14 protein-coding genes are annotated in these 16,295 nt (G+C 45.2%); 9 read left to right on the top strand and 5 right to left on the bottom strand.

What is annotated here, in order from left to right:
• The coding region (locus tag IQ270_RS09510; RefSeq protein ID WP_193972977.1) for a CCA tRNA nucleotidyltransferase at positions 1-977 on the bottom strand (977 nt) is incomplete at its 3' end.
• Between the two features lie 108 nt (positions 978-1,085).
• Here IQ270_RS09510 and IQ270_RS09505 point away from each other — a divergent pair.
• From IQ270_RS09505 to tsaB, 3 genes are all read left to right on the top strand, one after another.
• Positions 1,086-1,334, top strand: a complete 249-nt coding sequence (locus tag IQ270_RS09505) for a Ycf34 family protein (protein ID WP_193972976.1) — start codon at positions 1,086-1,088, stop codon at positions 1,332-1,334.
• A gap of 246 nt (positions 1,335-1,580) precedes the next feature.
• Positions 1,581-3,290: a serine/threonine-protein kinase gene (locus tag IQ270_RS09500; RefSeq protein ID WP_193972975.1), complete on the top strand. Its 1,710-nt coding sequence runs from the start codon at positions 1,581-1,583 to the stop codon at positions 3,288-3,290.
• A gap of 2 nt (positions 3,291-3,292) precedes the next feature.
• Positions 3,293-4,039 (top strand): tRNA (adenosine(37)-N6)-threonylcarbamoyltransferase complex dimerization subunit type 1 TsaB, encoded by a 747-nt coding sequence (tsaB, locus tag IQ270_RS09495; RefSeq protein ID WP_193972974.1) that lies wholly within the window; start codon positions 3,293-3,295, stop codon positions 4,037-4,039.
• Between the two features lie 268 nt (positions 4,040-4,307).
• On the opposite strand, the gene IQ270_RS09490 is transcribed toward tsaB, so the two are convergent.
• Positions 4,308-4,571, bottom strand: coding sequence for a hypothetical protein (locus tag IQ270_RS09490; protein ID WP_193972973.1), 264 nt, complete (start codon positions 4,569-4,571; stop codon positions 4,308-4,310).
• Between the two features lie 334 nt (positions 4,572-4,905).
• Here IQ270_RS09490 and IQ270_RS09485 point away from each other — a divergent pair, with 334 nt between their 5' ends.
• Complete coding sequence (locus IQ270_RS09485; protein WP_193972972.1) at positions 4,906-5,088, top strand: hypothetical protein; 183 nt, start codon at positions 4,906-4,908, stop codon at positions 5,086-5,088.
• A gap of 452 nt (positions 5,089-5,540) precedes the next feature.
• Here the strand turns inward: IQ270_RS09485 and IQ270_RS09480 are convergent, their stop codons facing one another.
• Positions 5,541-6,314, bottom strand: coding sequence for a hypothetical protein (locus tag IQ270_RS09480; RefSeq protein ID WP_193972971.1), 774 nt, complete (start codon positions 6,312-6,314; stop codon positions 5,541-5,543).
• 594 nt (positions 6,315-6,908) lie between these two features.
• On the opposite strand from IQ270_RS09480, the gene IQ270_RS09475 reads away from it, so the two are divergent.
• Complete coding sequence (locus IQ270_RS09475) at positions 6,909-7,511, top strand: tetratricopeptide repeat protein (protein ID WP_193972970.1); 603 nt, start codon at positions 6,909-6,911, stop codon at positions 7,509-7,511.
• A gap of 112 nt (positions 7,512-7,623) precedes the next feature.
• Here IQ270_RS09475 and IQ270_RS09470 read toward each other — a convergent pair whose 3' ends face one another.
• Together IQ270_RS09470 and IQ270_RS09465 are read right to left on the bottom strand one after the other, a co-directional pair.
• Positions 7,624-8,445, bottom strand: a complete 822-nt coding sequence (locus IQ270_RS09470) for an SDR family oxidoreductase (protein ID WP_193972969.1) — start codon at positions 8,443-8,445, stop codon at positions 7,624-7,626.
• A gap of 526 nt (positions 8,446-8,971) precedes the next feature.
• On the bottom strand, positions 8,972-10,405 hold the full coding sequence (locus IQ270_RS09465; protein WP_193972968.1) for a carotenoid oxygenase family protein: 1,434 nt from the start codon (positions 10,403-10,405) through the stop codon (positions 8,972-8,974).
• Positions 10,406-10,831: 426 nt separating this feature from the next.
• On the opposite strand from IQ270_RS09465, the gene IQ270_RS09460 reads away from it, so the two are divergent.
• The 4 genes from IQ270_RS09460 (at position 10,832) to ctaD (ending at position 16,041) form a co-directional block, all read left to right on the top strand.
• Positions 10,832-11,851 carry an LD-carboxypeptidase gene (locus IQ270_RS09460; RefSeq protein ID WP_193972967.1) on the top strand — a complete coding sequence of 340 codons (1,020 nt, stop codon included), beginning with the start codon at positions 10,832-10,834 and terminating at the stop codon, positions 11,849-11,851.
• A 211-nt stretch (positions 11,852-12,062) separates the two neighbouring features.
• Positions 12,063-12,827 (top strand): class I SAM-dependent methyltransferase, encoded by a 765-nt coding sequence (locus IQ270_RS09455; RefSeq protein ID WP_339384406.1) that lies wholly within the window; start codon positions 12,063-12,065, stop codon positions 12,825-12,827.
• Positions 12,828-13,149: 322 nt separating this feature from the next.
• The gene (locus IQ270_RS09450) at positions 13,150-14,151 is read left to right on the top strand and encodes a cytochrome c oxidase subunit II (RefSeq protein WP_193972966.1); all 1,002 of its coding nucleotides are present in this window, start codon (positions 13,150-13,152) and stop codon (positions 14,149-14,151) included.
• A 78-nt stretch (positions 14,152-14,229) separates the two neighbouring features.
• A complete protein-coding gene (gene ctaD / locus IQ270_RS09445) occupies positions 14,230-16,041 on the top strand; it encodes a cytochrome c oxidase subunit I (RefSeq protein WP_193972965.1) in 1,812 nt (603 codons plus the stop codon).
• Positions 16,042-16,295: the final 254 nt, after the last annotated feature.

Here is a 16,295-nt window from a genome sequence, read left to right as displayed (position 1 = left end):
CCCATATCTCGAAACAAAAAATACTGTTCTCGCAAGGACATTTCGGAAATTGGTGTTGCTTGCAATTTGGGCAAGTATTTCAAAAGCCCGATCGCACTTTTAATCTCTGCATTGCTGTACTTCAACCGCAGCAACTCTGTTTCAGCGATTGTCGGCTCAGAATTTGCCAAAATAGCCAACTTCCCAACCGCTAACAAAGGCGTTTTAATTGTATCTCGAATCGATCGCCCGAATTCCTTCCCCAACTCTGGATAAATTGTTGCCAAATCTGCCGCACACAAGTCAATTTTTGTCAAGATATCGAAACGGTCGATCGCACTTTCAAACCAAATCGAAAACAAACCATCTTCGCAACCGCGACAAATCCAAGGAACACCGCGATTATTGCTCAACAAATAACCCAATTCCGTCCGCACCCGTTCCACCGCTACCCGACTCAACAACGGCGCTAATTCGCGAATCGCAGATTGAGTTGCAGGTTCGATCGCAAAACCCAACTGCGCCGCTTGGCGGTAAGCTCTTAATAACCTCAGCGGATCGTCTGCTAAATTCGATCGCGAAATCATCCGCAGCAAACCCAACCGCAAATCAGTTTGACCGTCTAAAGGATCGATAATTTCTCCAGTAAAAGGATTGCAGGCGATCGCATTAATCCGAAAATCCCGGCGCAGCAAATCCCCCTCCAGAGTCCCCCCTTCCGCTTGTGCAAAATCCGCCGTACCGCCCGCAAACACCACCCGCGCAATCTGTCGTTCCGCATCCAACAAGACAAATCCAGCTTTTGTGCGATCGGCAATTTTTCGAGCAGTCTTCACCGCCCGTGCTAGCATAACGAAATCCAAATCAAAATATGGCGATCGGCGTCCCAGCAGCGCATCCCGCACCGCACCGCCCACCAAATAAACAGGCGGTGTCAGCAGTTCCAAAGCAAAAGGCCAAGTCTCAGGAGATAACGCAGGTGGCAAATTAATCGGCATCGCAACAAAAATCTACTTTCCTTACAAACAATTAAACTCTTGCTACGCTAGATTAACAGAAAGCTCAAAATTCACCAATCTTTTTGAAATGCACAGAGGATATCAAGAATGTGTATTTGTATTAACTGCCACTATGTAGACCGCTGCTTCACCTACCACGCCGTAGAAACCCAGCACGAACAGCTTCACCTCACCGAAACACCCGATTTCGACCCCGTAGAACCCACCATCAACGTCAACATCCGCCCCCGTCAAAATGAAATAGAAATGGAATGGGATGTAGTCGGCTGTGAAAGTTTCAAGCAAGAAACCGGCAAATGGGCTGCGTTGCGGCCCGGCGAACTCGTACCGACTTAAGGCAGTTGTTATTGGTTAGTTGTTATTGGTTAGTTGTTATTGGTTAGTTGTTATTGGTTAGTTGTTATTGGTTAGTTGTTATTGGTTAGTTGTTATTTGCCAACTAACCAATAACAACAGTTAACAATCAACTAATAATAACTAAGAACGATTAACCAATAACCAATAACCAATAACGATTAACAGTCAACAGTCATTAGTCAACAATTACAAATCTAAAATCTAAAATCTAAAATCTAAAATCAAATGAGCTATTGCTTAAACCCAACTTGTCAGAATCCGCAAAACCTCGGTGATGCAGAATTGTGCCAAAGTTGTGGCTCAAAATTGTTGTTAACTAACGAAAACTCGCCATCAGCATCTCGCTACCGCACCGTAAAGGCGATCGGACAAGGAGGCTTTGGCAGAACATTTCTAGCAGTAGATGAAACCAAACCCCTGACTTTTTCGCAGTGCGTAATCAAGCAATTTTTGCCGCAAAATACCGCAGCAGCCAAAGCCGCTCAACTATTTCACCAAGAAGCAGCCCAGCTACAAACATTAGGAAAACATCCCCAAATACCAGAATTAATCGCACATTTTGAACAAGACGGCAGACAGTATTTAGTACAAGAATTTATAGACGGCAAAAACCTAGCCAGAGAATTAGAACAAAAAGGAGCATTCACCGAAACTCAAATTCGGCAAATTCTCAACGATTTATTGCCAGTGCTCCACTACGTCCACAAATCCAAAGTCATTCACCGCGATATCAAACCAGAAAATATCATTCGCCGTCGCCTATCTCCAACTCCTTTACCAGCGTTAGAAAATTCCTATCAACCCTCTCCTTTCCAAAAAGATATTGTTTTAGTAGACTTTGGTGCAGCCAAAAAAGTAACAGCAACAGGCTTGCCGCAAACTGGTACAATTATCGGCAGCGCTGCTTATACAGCCCCAGAACAATTAATGGGAAAAGCTGTTTTTGCCAGCGATATTTACAGTTTGGGCGTTACTTGCATTCACTTGCTGACTGAAATTCCTCCCTTCGATTTGTTCGACAGCACAGAGGATTCTTGGGCTTGGCGAAATTATTTGAAGAGTGCTGTTAGTGACGATTTCGGCCGCATCCTCGACACCATGCTCCAAAGTGCCACCAACAGGCGCTACAGCTCAGCATCAGCAGTGCTCCGGCACTTGAACCCCAAACCTGTATATTTAGAGGCTGCGCCTGTGTTAGACGCGCCGGAAACGCCCGCAGAACGGGTACTTACACCTGCGCCCGGCTTGTCGCTTTTCACTCGCAAAGAGCAAGCCGAAATTCAGCAAGCTTTGCAAGAGGCGATCGCCCCGTACAATGTTACAATCCAACTCAGTCAAGCCAAACAAAAGCTAAATATCGTCATCAACAGAACCGAAGACAACCCCGTTTACTATCCGCACTTATCTCAAATAATTGCCACCAGACTCACCAGTTTGCAATTAAATAAAGTCGCAGCAGTTAAGCTGTTGGGAAGAGTCAACAATTCTCGCGTTCCCGAATGGAAGCAAGTATTGCAAATCGATCCCAAAATTAAACTGAGAAACAAAATTGTGCTGCTGCAACACAATCAATTAATCAAGAAAATCGCCCCAGTTGCTACCCAAGAATTTTGGCTTCCGAAGTTGAGAAATGCCGATTTCTGGATCGATTCGCTAATGTTTGCTTTAGTTTGGTTTATCTTTGGCTCTCAAATAGTAATTTTTAATTCTGGGTTCGCGCTCATAGTTGCATCCGGTTTTATGGCGGTCAAGTATCAAGTTTCCCAAAAGAAAGAATTTGCGAATAAAAATTTATTTGCCAGTTTAGTCGTGCTATTTTTAATTGCTGGAGGCATGGGTAATTCAAGAATATTAAATACGGGAATATTTGGCGTTCTTTTAGGTTGCTTAGTTGTCGCTTTGCCGCTGTTTTTTGTTAAGGAAAATTATCAGTAATCGTGAATAGCAATCCCCCTGACGGAACATCAGTTAAAAAATACGGTTTAGCCCTGCACACAGCTAGTCGCGAACTCGGTTTAGCCATCAGCAATTTTGCCGGGGATTCTCGCTGCCAAACTTGGAATTTGGATCGAGATTTAGCAACTCATTTGCACCAGTATTTAGTCGAGTTTATTCAGCCGCAAACTTGGGCGGATTTGGCTTTTATTGCTGTAGCAAAAGGGCCCGGAGGTTTCACGGGAACTCGGATGGGTATGGTGACAGCGCGGACTTTGGCTCAACAGTTGGATATTCCGGTTTTTGCGATTTCAACTTTGGCGGCGATTGCTTGGGCGGAATCCCCCCTTGCTAAGGGGCTTTTGGAATTAGAACCCCCCCAACCCCCCCGAGCTTCGGGGGGGCTTTTGAGTGAGGAATTACCCCTTAGCAAGGAGGGGCTTTTGAGAGATGATATGGCGCTGCAAATGCCTGCACAGCGGGGTCAATTGTTTGGGGCGGTTTATGCAGTTAACAGTAATTCTGGTATAACTGAGTTGTTTCCTGATACCGTAATCACACCGGAATCTTGGCAGGAAAAGTTGGATAATTGGGAAAATTCCTATCAGTTAATTGAAGTTGGTAGCGAGTTGGGTGCGTCGGTTTCTGGTGTTTTGGAATTGGGTTATTTGGAGTGGAAAAAAGGAAGTCGCCCTGATTGGTCGGATGCTTTGCCTTTTTACGGGCAACATCCGGTTAAGGGACACTGAATCTAGGGAATTGGGAATTGGGAATTGGGAATTGGGAATTGGGGATTATTTCGTTTCAGTTAAATCAACTTGTAGAGTGCGTTTTTTCCGACCGTGCCGATGCCCGATGCCCGATGCCCGTCATATCAAATCCGGTAGCATCGTCCTGTATTCATATCTCTATTCTCTCTCTCTGTGTCCTCTGTGTTCTCTGCGGTTAAATCATTCCGATGCAACCGGAAACGATATCAATGATGTACAAGCAATTCAGCAGAGTTGATATCGTTATTTATTTAAGGGCGATACAAAGTTCGAGGCAAAATGTTAATGTCAGCGGGTCGGGGTTTTCGGTTCGCAATTGGTCTAGTTCAGCTCGATCGCAGCCGCGAGATTCCATAAAATCGAGCATCCAGTTCGTTATTGCATCGATATCTATGTATTTTGCTCCGAGACATTCGGGGCAAGTTTCTCCGCTGACGGTACCGGTACCGCCGCACTCGGGGCAATCCCAGTGGGTTTTTACGGGAGGGGGGTCAATTACGCTGTTGTTCATTAGCAAAAAGTTCGATCGCACTACTCGGTCATTTTAGCAATTTGTTGGTTGGGGAACTCCCGAACAAAAATCAACAGCACCAACTATTAATTATGACTTTTCTGAACTCAAAATTATCAAATTTATGAATTGACTTGAAGTTCTGCCTGTTTTAAGATGTTAATTAACTAATGTTAGTAAACCGCATGGCAAAATATTCACAAAAAATCCTACCGTGTCTTAACCTAGGGAAAATCCACTGAGTAAAACTCAACTAACACAAATAGTAGCTGAAGCAAAACGCCTTTCTAACGTCAGTAAAGCTGAACTTGATTCCGCAGAATTCCAACAAATTTTGCAGGAATTGAACTTGCCGCCAGAGTTGCTAGTAGAGTTGGAATCGTTTAGTCCTCAAAAACTCATTCAGATTTTGCATCGAGGAATTGCCGGTAGTCGAGATTTAGGAAGTGATGATAGCAGTTTGATTCTGCTAGGCGGTACGGATAGTTCTCTTTATGTTGTTGACAGTTTTGGTTGAGGTTTGTGGGGCTATGGGAAAGGACAAGGCAGTGCCGATTAGTGTCAAAGCTGTTAGTTCCGCTAGTCCTCCCGCTTACCCGTCAGCCCCCCAGGGAATCAATTCCCTGTCTAATAGCTAAAGTCCTCTAAAAGAGGACTAATAGACATCTCCAAAAAATATTGTGGAACAGGCATATTGCCTGTTCCATACTGGCTTTTTTGGAGATGTCTAATGATTTCTCCAGTCCTCTTAAGAGGACTTTAGCTTTGAGGCAGGGAATTGATTCCCTGCCGGACTATATTTGATATTACTTATTACCTTGCAGCCAATTTTCTAAACTTTTCAGCAGCCACAGCTTAACGCCGTAACGCCTCCAAGTATCTCCTTGATAGTCTAACAATTGACCTATCAAAGATTGGTTGAAATAAGGAGCGATCGCAGCTTTTTTCTACAGCAACAAACCCCTAGCTTCAACACACAGGTTGATTTGCTGGCAAATATTCTCGGACAACTTCATCTAAAACACAGCGCAATCTCGCGCCGTGCCATTCTAAAGATTGTTCGGTTTCGACAACTTGTTCTCGGAGTTCCCAGTATGCCGAAATTGTCTCATCAGGGAAGCTTAAAACGGCTCCTGGGCGCAGTTCTCGGACTTGCTGCCAGAGGGTACGATCGCCCGGAACAAACGAACAGCAGAGGTAATCTCGCAGCGCTACGAGGTCGATCGCCCTTGAATGGTACGGTGCGATCGCCCGCAGTTGAGGACTAATCCAGCGAGTCGCGCCAACATTAGTATAGTAAAGAGTTCGCGCCCCCGTGCGATCGCGCGCCACCCGCAAAACTTGCCTTTCTCTGTCCCAAACCGCAAACGCAAACATCCCCGCCAGCAGCGGCAAACATTCAACGTCCCAGCGTTCCCACAGTTGAGCGACTAATTGGCGATCGCACCCCTGCCAACTATTAGAATAAATTCCCAATTTACCCAGCAATTCTAATCGATTGTTCAGCCAAACATCGCCAACAACCACCAATTTTTGTGAAGGACTTAGAATTATCTGAACATTTGGGTTCGAGCAAATAATCGCAATTTGACCTTCTCCCCACGCTGTCTTATCTTCGATTTCCTCTGTTTTCCCCCAAGCTATCCGCCAATTCGAGGCAAATTCAACCAGAGGATTTGGAAGTAGAGAGGATTTTTGTTTTTTGCTACCTCTGTAATTTAGGAATAGTTTTTGATTTGCCATTTTTTGGTTCGATACACCTCTAAACAATCTCAATATATCACAATCATCACTTACGCACTCCGACTCCGCATCACCTTTGAGGACGATTCAATCAATTTTAAATTTTATAATTGAACTCAGGCTGTATGACTTTTATGAACTAAAAGTCATGGGTTTTATGAATTGACTTTAACTTACTTCTGTTCAATAATTTCAATTAACAGGTGTTAGCAATATCTGGAAAAAATAACTAAAACCAAATCCGGGTTAGCTATCCCCGCGATCGGGGCAGGGCTGTTTCATTCTCACGAAAATCATAGTTTTGTAGGGGTACCGCCCCCGTGCCTACCGCCCCCTCACCGAGGATTTGTCGTCATTTCAGGCATTGGGGCTGCCACTCTTTGCTGCCCCTACAAGAGCAATGTTACAGGGTATGGTGCGTCGCTCGTTTAATCTCGGTCATCGCGAGAATTACTCGTGGCCACGCACCCTACTTTCATACTTACTATCAAGGGGTATGTTACCCGAATTTAGTATAAAACCAATGAGTTTAACTATTTTTTTCAACTATTTGCTAGCCAAATTCACAATCCACATTCAGAGGAAAAAGGCAAAATGGCTTATATTATTAGCGGAGTTTTATTTTTTGTACTCGGTATTCTTGTCACTTATGTTGGTTATATCTGGGGCTTAGGTCAGGCTTTCAGAGAGGAATTTATTTGGGGCGTACTGTACTTTGTTGTTCCCTTTGCAGGATTGGTATTCTACCTGAAAAAATGGTCGAATCAAAAAATCAGAAAAAGTTTTTTGATCCAGCTTTCTGGATGGCTGGTAACGTTTGTGGGATATCAGATAGCAGCACTTGGCGGACTCCAGAATTTTGTACCTAACCTGTCATCAACTCCACCTGTGCCGGATGTTAATATATCTGCGAGTACGATGTCATCCGCATCTCCGATCCCTCCTGATTTCGGTACTTTCCCAGAATCAAGTCAATCGCCATCTCCAGTTGACGCTGCATTTCCTGTAACTATTTCGACTCGAAAATATGACTTCAAACAATCGATGCAACTTGGCTATGAGGCATACAAGCTGGGAGAATATCAAACGGCTTTAATCAATTTTAACAGAGCTTTGCAAGAACGTCCGGGCAATGCTTATGCTGTCAAAGCTATTAGCAATACAAAAACGGCGATCGCGCAAAACCCTGTCAAATAATACGTGCTATCCGGATGAAATAGCGACAATTAAGTTGGTTCGATCGTTCGGACTTTAGTCCTCATAAAAATCAGAGAACTAAACTCCTCACTACAAACATTAGCGCGAAAGTTTATCGCCCGCTAGCTAAAACCTCTCGCAATTTGCGGCCCCGCGCTCGATCTCTCAGTTGTGGAGTAGCCATCCGCAACACAAAATCCAGCAACCAAGGAGCAATTCGGTGACACCAAACTGCTAGATGACTTTGATATCCTACCAAGATTTCCCGCGCATCTTTGTGCAATCCCGCTACCAGCGCTAGGGCAACTTTTTCGGGAGTTGTGGGCACTACCCACCGGAATTGTTCCAAGTCTCGCACCATGTCGGTATCTGTGAGAGATGGGAGCAAAGCTGTGACTCGAACATTGTAGGCTGCTAATTCGCTGCGTAAAGCTTGGGTGAATCCCAAAATGGCAAATTTGGTAGCAGAATAAGTCGCCATTGTGGGAGCGGCAATTTTGCCCATCAAGCTCGAAACATTGACGATTGTTCCGTCTTCTTGCGCCGCCATTCGCTTCGCTATTAAGCGGGTAATTGTGTAGGTTCCCAGTAAATTTAAGGCAATTTCTTCCTGAATTAATGGGAGTGGCGATCGCAAGAATGATGCTTGGTGGGCGACACCCGCACAGTTGACTAGGAGGTGAATCGGGCCGCAATCTCGCCAAGCTTGGGCGATCGCAATATTCACCGCTACTGACTGAGTTAAATCCAAGGCTAGCGGCACTACTTCTGTGCCAAAAACATCGATTTCCTCTGCTAGTTCAATTAATTGCCGACGGTTGCGCGCTACTATCACCAAGCGTTTGATTCCTTGTCGCGCTAATTCCAGGGCGATCGATCGCCCAATACCGCGCGAAGCTCCTGTAACTAGAGCTGTCTTTCCTTGAAGTTGCATAGATAAAACCCTCTGGATTTGAAGTGCTCACCGCGCACGGAGTTATAAGTTGCGAGTTATGAATTTTGTGGAGTTAACTCAAAACTTTTGAATCGCCAGCGTGCGCGTGAGTTGAACTAAACCGTGACTTACGCAAAAAATCCTTCGATGTGGTATTTCTGTAAGGTGCTTGTGGGCGAACCATACAAATAGAGTTTGTGCATAAGTCCTGTAAACTTTTGGTTTGTCAGAAATTTGCCAGAAATCTGGCTACTATACCTTACTCATGCAGACAAACCTGATAGCAAAAAACAAGGTAAGAAATCTTACCGAATTTGGTTTGCTCAATTCCCCTGTTTCTTTAGTCCGCGCGCACTTTGTTTCTGCCGGCGCGAATTATATTCGCCGGGAATTGTTGGGTAATATAGAGCATCAATCACATACCTCCTAGATATGAGTTTTTCATCTCTACACACAGCTTAACAACTTGACAGAGAAGCGGCAACAATTTTTAATAAATCTTCCGCAACACTTCTTTACCATCTTCTCAGACGGCGGATTTCCAAGTACCGTGAAAGCTCAAAGGTATGACACCGGGCAATTCTAGCTGACAAATAGGAGGGCTGTCTAGCCCTTCACTGTCAAATATCCAGACTTCGCTTTTATCAGAATTCCCATCGTAAATAACTGTGATTATCCAACCTTTGTCTGACGAAATATCTGGAACGTAGATTGGTTCTGTGGGATAGCGATTTTCCCCGCAGTCGGCAATTGTGAGATTGCCCGTTTGCGTGTCCAAACGGGCGATCGCCTCGTAACGTTCCGCCACAATATCCGATCCCGGACGGTACATTGCCAGATAAATGTACCGCGACTCTTGCCCTATTTCGGAAGCAGGTACGCTGGGAAATTCGCAAGGTTTATCCAGCAATTCTTCGGCTGATATCACCTCGGCAGTTTCAGGATTTAAACATAGCCGCCACAGAGAACCTTCCGCATCGGTGCGAGTTTCACCTGTTGCGACTTCTTTCAATCGCTGATTGCTTCTAAAGTCACAAAAGCGGACTAAATCTATCGCCACAGAACCATCTTTTTTGACAAAACCGTTAGCAAAATGCCACTGATACCAAGGCTGGGCTTCGCTGCGACTAACTAAAGATAGAGTTTCCGCATCAAAAACCAAAACCTGCGTTCCCAACTCCGGTTTCCACTCAAACGAATCGCCGTAAGAGCTGATTCCGGCTAAGACTGGCACCAGATTGAGTCGCACCGGCGGGATCAAAAATATCAGATACTTTCCCGCTAACACAAAATCGTGCAACAAAGCAATTCCCTCTAAAGGAATAGTAGCTTTTTGGACGATTGTGCCTGTACGATCGCTCTTATATATATTCAATTTAGGAATCGGACGCGGAGTAATTCCAAAGTTAAAAATATTCCCTGTAAGCGGGTCGCGCTTGTAGTGAGCCGAATAAGTAAATTCCCCTTGTAAATTTCCTAAATTATCGATTCCAATAGTTTCCAGAGTTTGCAAATCAAGGCTGTGAGGCGGGCCGCCTTCCCATAATGCCAAAAGGCGATCGGGCAAAGCTAAAACTGAAGTATTGGCGGCATTTTTAACAGATTTAGTCCACCGCAACCACGCAGGCCCCGGTGCTATCATTCCGTAATTAGTGTAGAGAAATTTATTAGCTTTTTCTTCAGCTTGATATCCCGCAGTTTGTACGTAACGATAAACAGCAGCAGCACCGACATCGGTAAAATGTACTGCCAAAATTGCACCGTCGCCGTCAAACCAGTGTCCCGCAGTTTTGCCGCCTCGTTCCAAACGTCCGGGCCCGTTGCGGTAGAGAGTGCCGCGCAATCCTTCGGGAATTTTACCGCTTTTAACCGATAGCTGAGTCAGCGGAAACTCCGCAGCAGGATGGGCTAAAGCTTTAGCCCAAGATTTTTGAGCTGAGATTTTGGTGTCTGTTTTCATGTTAAACTGGCAATTTTCAACCGATCTGACAGAATTTTTTCTAGACAATTATATCACAAATCATTTATGGCATTTCTTTGTGAAAGATGAGGTACCCTAGCGGCCAAACTGGCCCTAGCGGCCAAACCGGCCTGGGTGGGCATACCTCACACCTAACTGAGAACCGCTATAGATTATTTTTCCAGCAAGTAAACTATTTACCAATTAATTAACAATTCCTCAATCCGTCACTCCCCCAATCTAAAATTATTCAATCTCAACCTATACCTCATTTTATTGAAAAAAGATGTAACAACTATAGCGATCGGTCAGGAATTGTATAATTTATTTGAGGGGCAATTCCCCCCCGCAGTTGCCCCCATCCGTGGGGGTAGGTACGGGGGCACTACCCCTACATATTTGTACAACTGATGCGAGGATTGCTATATGAATCTCCCCCGCCGCTATGCGATCGGAACTTTTGGGCTGACTGCTATTGGCACTTTACTTTTGCCGTTGGCGAATCCTTTGAAGAGGATCGCCCAAACCAACCTATCTGCCAAAAGTGCGATCGAGCCGCGCCGCCTGCAAATCGGCGATACAGTAGCCTTAATCAATCCTGCTGCTTTTAACTACGAAAAAGAAGTCCAGCCATTTTTTAAAGTTCTCGATAACCTGGGTTTAAAAGTTAAACTGGGAGAGCATTTTTACGATCGCTACGGCTATTTAGCAGGCAAGGATGCCGATCGCGCTGCCGATGTCAACACCGCCTTTGCCGATGACGAGGTGCAAGCTATTTTTACCGGGATGGGCGGCTGGGGCTGCAACCGAATTTTGCCGCTCCTCGATTACAATATTATCCGCAACAATCCTAAAATAATTATCGGATTCAGCGATATTACGGCGCTGTTATTGGCGATTTATGCTAAAACTAATATAGTTACTTTTCACGGCCCTTTAGGTGTCTCTAGTTGGAGTCCATTTACAGTAAATTACCTCAAAAAAGTTTTGTTTGACGGTGGTCCCGTGACGCTGCAAAACTCCCAAAGCGTGCCATTTCAAACAATCGGGCGCGGCACAGCTAGGGGAAAACTAATCGGAGGCAATTTATCAGTAATCGCGGCAATGGTAGGTTCTGCTTACTTGCCGGAGTGGGAAAAGAGTATTTTGTTTGTAGAAGAAGTTGGAGAAGAAGTTTATCGCATCGATCGAATGTTGACGCAGCTCAAATTAGCGGGCATTCTCGATCGCATATCCGGTTTTATTTTCGGACAGTGTACCAAGTGCGATGCCGAAAAACCGCAAGAATCCCTCACCTTAGCTCAAGTCTTGTCCGACCACATTCGCCCTTTGAAGATTCCCGCGTGGTACGGTTCAATGGTGGGACACATTCGGGAACAGTTCACTTTGCCGATCGGCAAAGAAGTCGAAATCGACGCAAATTCTGGTACAATCAAATTATCATAATCCGCCGTCAATTAATTTGTGTAATTTCAATGTTTTACAAGCATCGCCTAAAAGCCCAATACAAACAAAATTTATGAGTCGCTCAAATTCATTACCAAATACACAAAAAATATTGAAATTATCCGCGTGTATCTGTATTAATCTGCCTTTTGTCTGCGGTTAATTTATCAATCAAAAGTTTAAGCCATTCAAATAAAACCCCAAAAATATCGTGACAAAGACCGCACCATTCATCAAACAATTAACAGTAATAATCCTGACAATTATTTTACTGTTACCCCTCAACGCTTGTACAACAGCCACAGCAACTAACATCGCCCCAAGTGACATTATTTATCAGCAGCGAACAGTCCACAATCCCGACGGCACAGGCAAATTTTACATGGGTAGAGAAATTGCCCGAGTCATGGGATATGAAGGCGCTAGTTGGCTGGAAAGACCGTCTCGTGGCATGGAAGAAAAATCTGCTCGATTAGTCAACAATCTCGATTTAAAACCAACTGACATTGTAGCAGATATTGGAGCAGGCACCGGATATTTTAGCTTTCGGATCGCTCCTTTAGTTCCCGAAGGAAAGGTTTTTGCGGTTGACCTGCAGCCGGAAATGATTAATTTTATTGAGTTGAACAAACAAGAAAAAAATATTGCTAACGTTGAGCCTGTCTTGGGCAGTATCGACAATCCGAACTTGCCGGAAAACAGCGTCGATTTAGTTGTGATGGTGGATGCTTATCACGAATTCGCATATCCTAGAGAAATGATGCAAGGAATTGTCAAAGCACTCAAGCCGGGAGGGCGCACGGTATCGATCGAGTATCGGGGCGAAAACCCAATGATTCCCATTAAAGGTTTGCACAAAATGACGCAGCAGCAGGTAAAAAAAGAAATGGCTGCCGTCGGTTTAGTATGGAAAGAGACAAAAGATATGTTGCCCCAACAGCATTTGATGGTGTTTGAGAAACAATCTCAAATTTAGTAGCAACAAACACCAATTGATTACCATTTTTTTTGATTTTTGTCAAGGGAGATAGACCGTATTAATCCGAACCAGCGATCGCTCAAACATACTAATACGAGTTTCCCAAAAAATGCAACTTTAACTCAGCTCCAAACCCTTAGAGCATGAGTCATCCCCAATCGAAAATCTCAAAAATCAGAAATAGAAAATGGTACAAGCCTTAAGTAAGCATTAAGATAGGGATGGCACTCAAAATGTCAATTACAATTAAAAATTGACAACCCAGAGGCGCTTCCCTAATTGTTCAACCGAAGAAGTGTCGTTACTAGAAGGTACCAGCGTGAACATTCCAAGTTCCATCCTCACCATGCTCGCCGGCATCGGAGTGACTCTGATCAGTCTCTGGTACGGGCAGAATCACGGTTTACTGCCGATCGCCGCCTCTGATGAAGCAGCCAAGATAGACGGACTCTTCAACACAATGATGACCATTTCCATAGGACTATTTATCATGGTTCATGGAATCCTGATCGTTGCTGCAATTAAATACCGCCGCCGTAAAGGAGACAACACAGACGGGCCGCCGTGGCACGATAACTTTCCCTTAGAAATTCTTTGGACAGCCGCCCCAGCAGTGATTATTTTAGGAATCGGAGTCTACAGTTTTGAGATTTACAACTCAATGGGAGGCCTCGATCCGATGGGCAATCACGACCACGGCACCATGCAATCGCAATCTAAAATGCGGGGAAGTGCGATCGCAGCCACACTCTCAGACATGGGTCAAAACACCCCACAAATTCCGTCAGATAAACGGATTGCTCTAGGTGTCGGCGCTTCCCCAGAAAATGAAGCCAAAGCACCAGACTTAGTTGTAAATGTCATGGGTTTGCAGTACGCCTGGATTTTTAGCTATCCAGAAAGCGGCGTTAGTTCCGGCGAACTGCATATGCCAGTCAACCGCGACGTGCAGCTAAATATCTCAGCCCAAGACGTGCTGCACGCATTTTGGCTGCCGGAATTTCGCCTCAAACAAGATGCAATTCCAGGGCGGCCGAGCGAACTGAGATTTACCGCAACTAAAGTCGGCGAATACCGGATTGTTTGCGCTGAATTGTGCGGCGCTTATCACGGAGCGATGAAAGCTGTAGCAGTCGTTCACACGCCCGAAGACTTCGACGGTTGGCTCAAAGAACAGCAAATTGCTAGCACTCAAAACCTAGAGGAAGCAGTTGCAGTCAATCCCGGGGAATTGTCAGACGGAGAATTTTTAGCTCCCTACGTCAGAGAAATAAAAATTAATTCCGAAACCCTAGAACAACTTCACCCAACTCATCACTAAAAATAGTCATTAGTTCCTGGCACTGGGTCTTCGCTCCAAAGCTAATAACTAATGACTAATAACTAATGACTAATAACTATGACACAAGCACAGTTCCAAGAAACTGCCAACCTTGAGGCTCGCGGCACAGCCCCGGCCGACAGACATTGGCGAGACTACTTCACTTTTAATACCGACCACAAAGTCATCGGTATTCAATACCTAGTTACAACTTTTGTCTTCTATCTCATCGGCGGGGTGATGGCAACGATAGTGCGAACCGAACTCGCCACCCCCGACTCGGATTTTGTCGCCCCCGAACTCTACAACAGTTTATTTACCGTTCACGCTACGGTGATGATCTTTCTGTGGATCGTACCCGCGGGCGCTGGATTTGCTAACTTTTTGATCCCCTTAATGATTGGGGCAAAAGACATGGCATTTCCCAAGCTGAACGCCGTTGCCTTTTGGTTGATTCCAGTAGGCGGCGTATTGCTGTTGAGCAGTTTTTTGGTGGGAGCTCCGCAGGCTGGTTGGACTTCCTATCCGCCTTTGAGCTTAGTTACTGCTCAAGCCGGGGAAGAAATCTGGATTCTCAGCGTTTTGATTCTGGGAACTTCTTCGATTTTGGGGGCGGTGAATTTTGCCGTTACCATTTTCACGATGCGGGTTCCGAGCATGAGTCTCAATGAAATGCCTTTGTTTTGCTGGGCGATGATTGCGACTTCAGCGCTGACTTTAATTGCTACTCCAGTTTTAGCGGCAGCTTTGATTTTGCTGTCGTTTGACTTGTTAGCGGGAACGGCATTTTTTAACCCGACAGGCAACGGCGACCCCATCGTATACCAGCATTTATTCTGGTTTTATTCGCACCCGGCAGTTTACATTATGATTATGCCCTTTTTTGGGGTGATTTCAGAAGTTTTGCCGGTGCATTCGCGCAAGCCAATTTTTGGTTATTTGGCGATCGCCTATTCCAGTCTCGCAATCAGCTTTTTAGGCTTGATCGTGTGGGCGCACCATATGTTTACCAGCGGGACTCCCGGCTGGCTGCGGATGTTTTTCATGATCACCACTATGATCATCGCCGTGCCCACTGGGATTAAAATATTTAGCTGGTTGGCAACTATTTGGGGCGGCAAACTCCGACTCGTCAGCGCGATGTTATTTGGGATGGGTTTTATCTCAACATTCCTCCTCGGCGGCATCACCGGGATCATGGTAGCTTCCGTACCTTTTGACATTCACGTTCACGATACTTATTTTATCGTCGCTCACCTGCATTACGTGCTGTTTGGTGGCTCAGTGTTTGGAATTTACGCTGCTTTTTACCACTGGTTCCCCAAAATGACGGGGCGGATGCTTAATGAATTTTGGGGCAGAGTTCACTTTGCTTTAACGTATATTGGCTTTACTGTAACTTTCTTGCCGATGCACGCTTTGGGCCTGCAAGGAATGCCTCGGCGGGTAGCAATGTACGACCCAAAATTTACTACCATTAACGTCATTTGTACGATCGGCGCTTATATGCTGGCAGTCTCGACAATCCCGTTTATTGTTAACGTGATTTGGAGTTGGAGGTACGGCCCGAAAGCAGGTGACAATCCTTGGGAAGCTTTGAGTTTGGAATGGATGACAACTTCGCCGCCGCCGATCGAAAATTTTGAAGGAATACCAGTATTGGCAACTGGGCCTTACGATTATGGCATGGAAAAAATTCAGAACACTGGCGAACGTCTCAGGCTGAAGTTGAGGGAAAATGCGATCGCCAGCGCCAGCGCCCAGAAACGCGGTATTCCGGTTGCAGAGGCTCAAGCTTCCACTTTCTTTGGCGGTACTGCAACTTTGGTCGAGCCTGAATCAGAGATTAACATTGATTCTCCTGCTGATGAAAGTCAAGATGGCAATTAGTGATTAGTGATTAGTCATTAGTCATCAGTCATTAGTGATTAGTCATTAATGTCAACAAACAAGTCAAACATAGTAACGATCTGCTGTCTGACGATTAAGCTCTCGAGCCCCCCTAACCCCCCTTCTTAAGGGGGGGACAAGAAGAACTCAAAGCTTCCTTTAGAAGGCAGGAACCGTCCACTCTCTCAAAGTCCCCCTTCTTAAGGGGGATTTAGGGGGATCGAGCCTGGACTATAAACTAGAGATACAAAGAT

The sequence above is a fragment of the Microcoleus sp. LEGE 07076 genome (genome assembly GCF_015207455.1).
Lineage (GTDB): Bacteria > Cyanobacteriota > Cyanobacteriia > Cyanobacteriales > Microcoleaceae > Microcoleus.
Note: the sequence above shows the minus strand (reverse complement) of the source record. Positions and strands in the feature narration are given on the sequence as shown.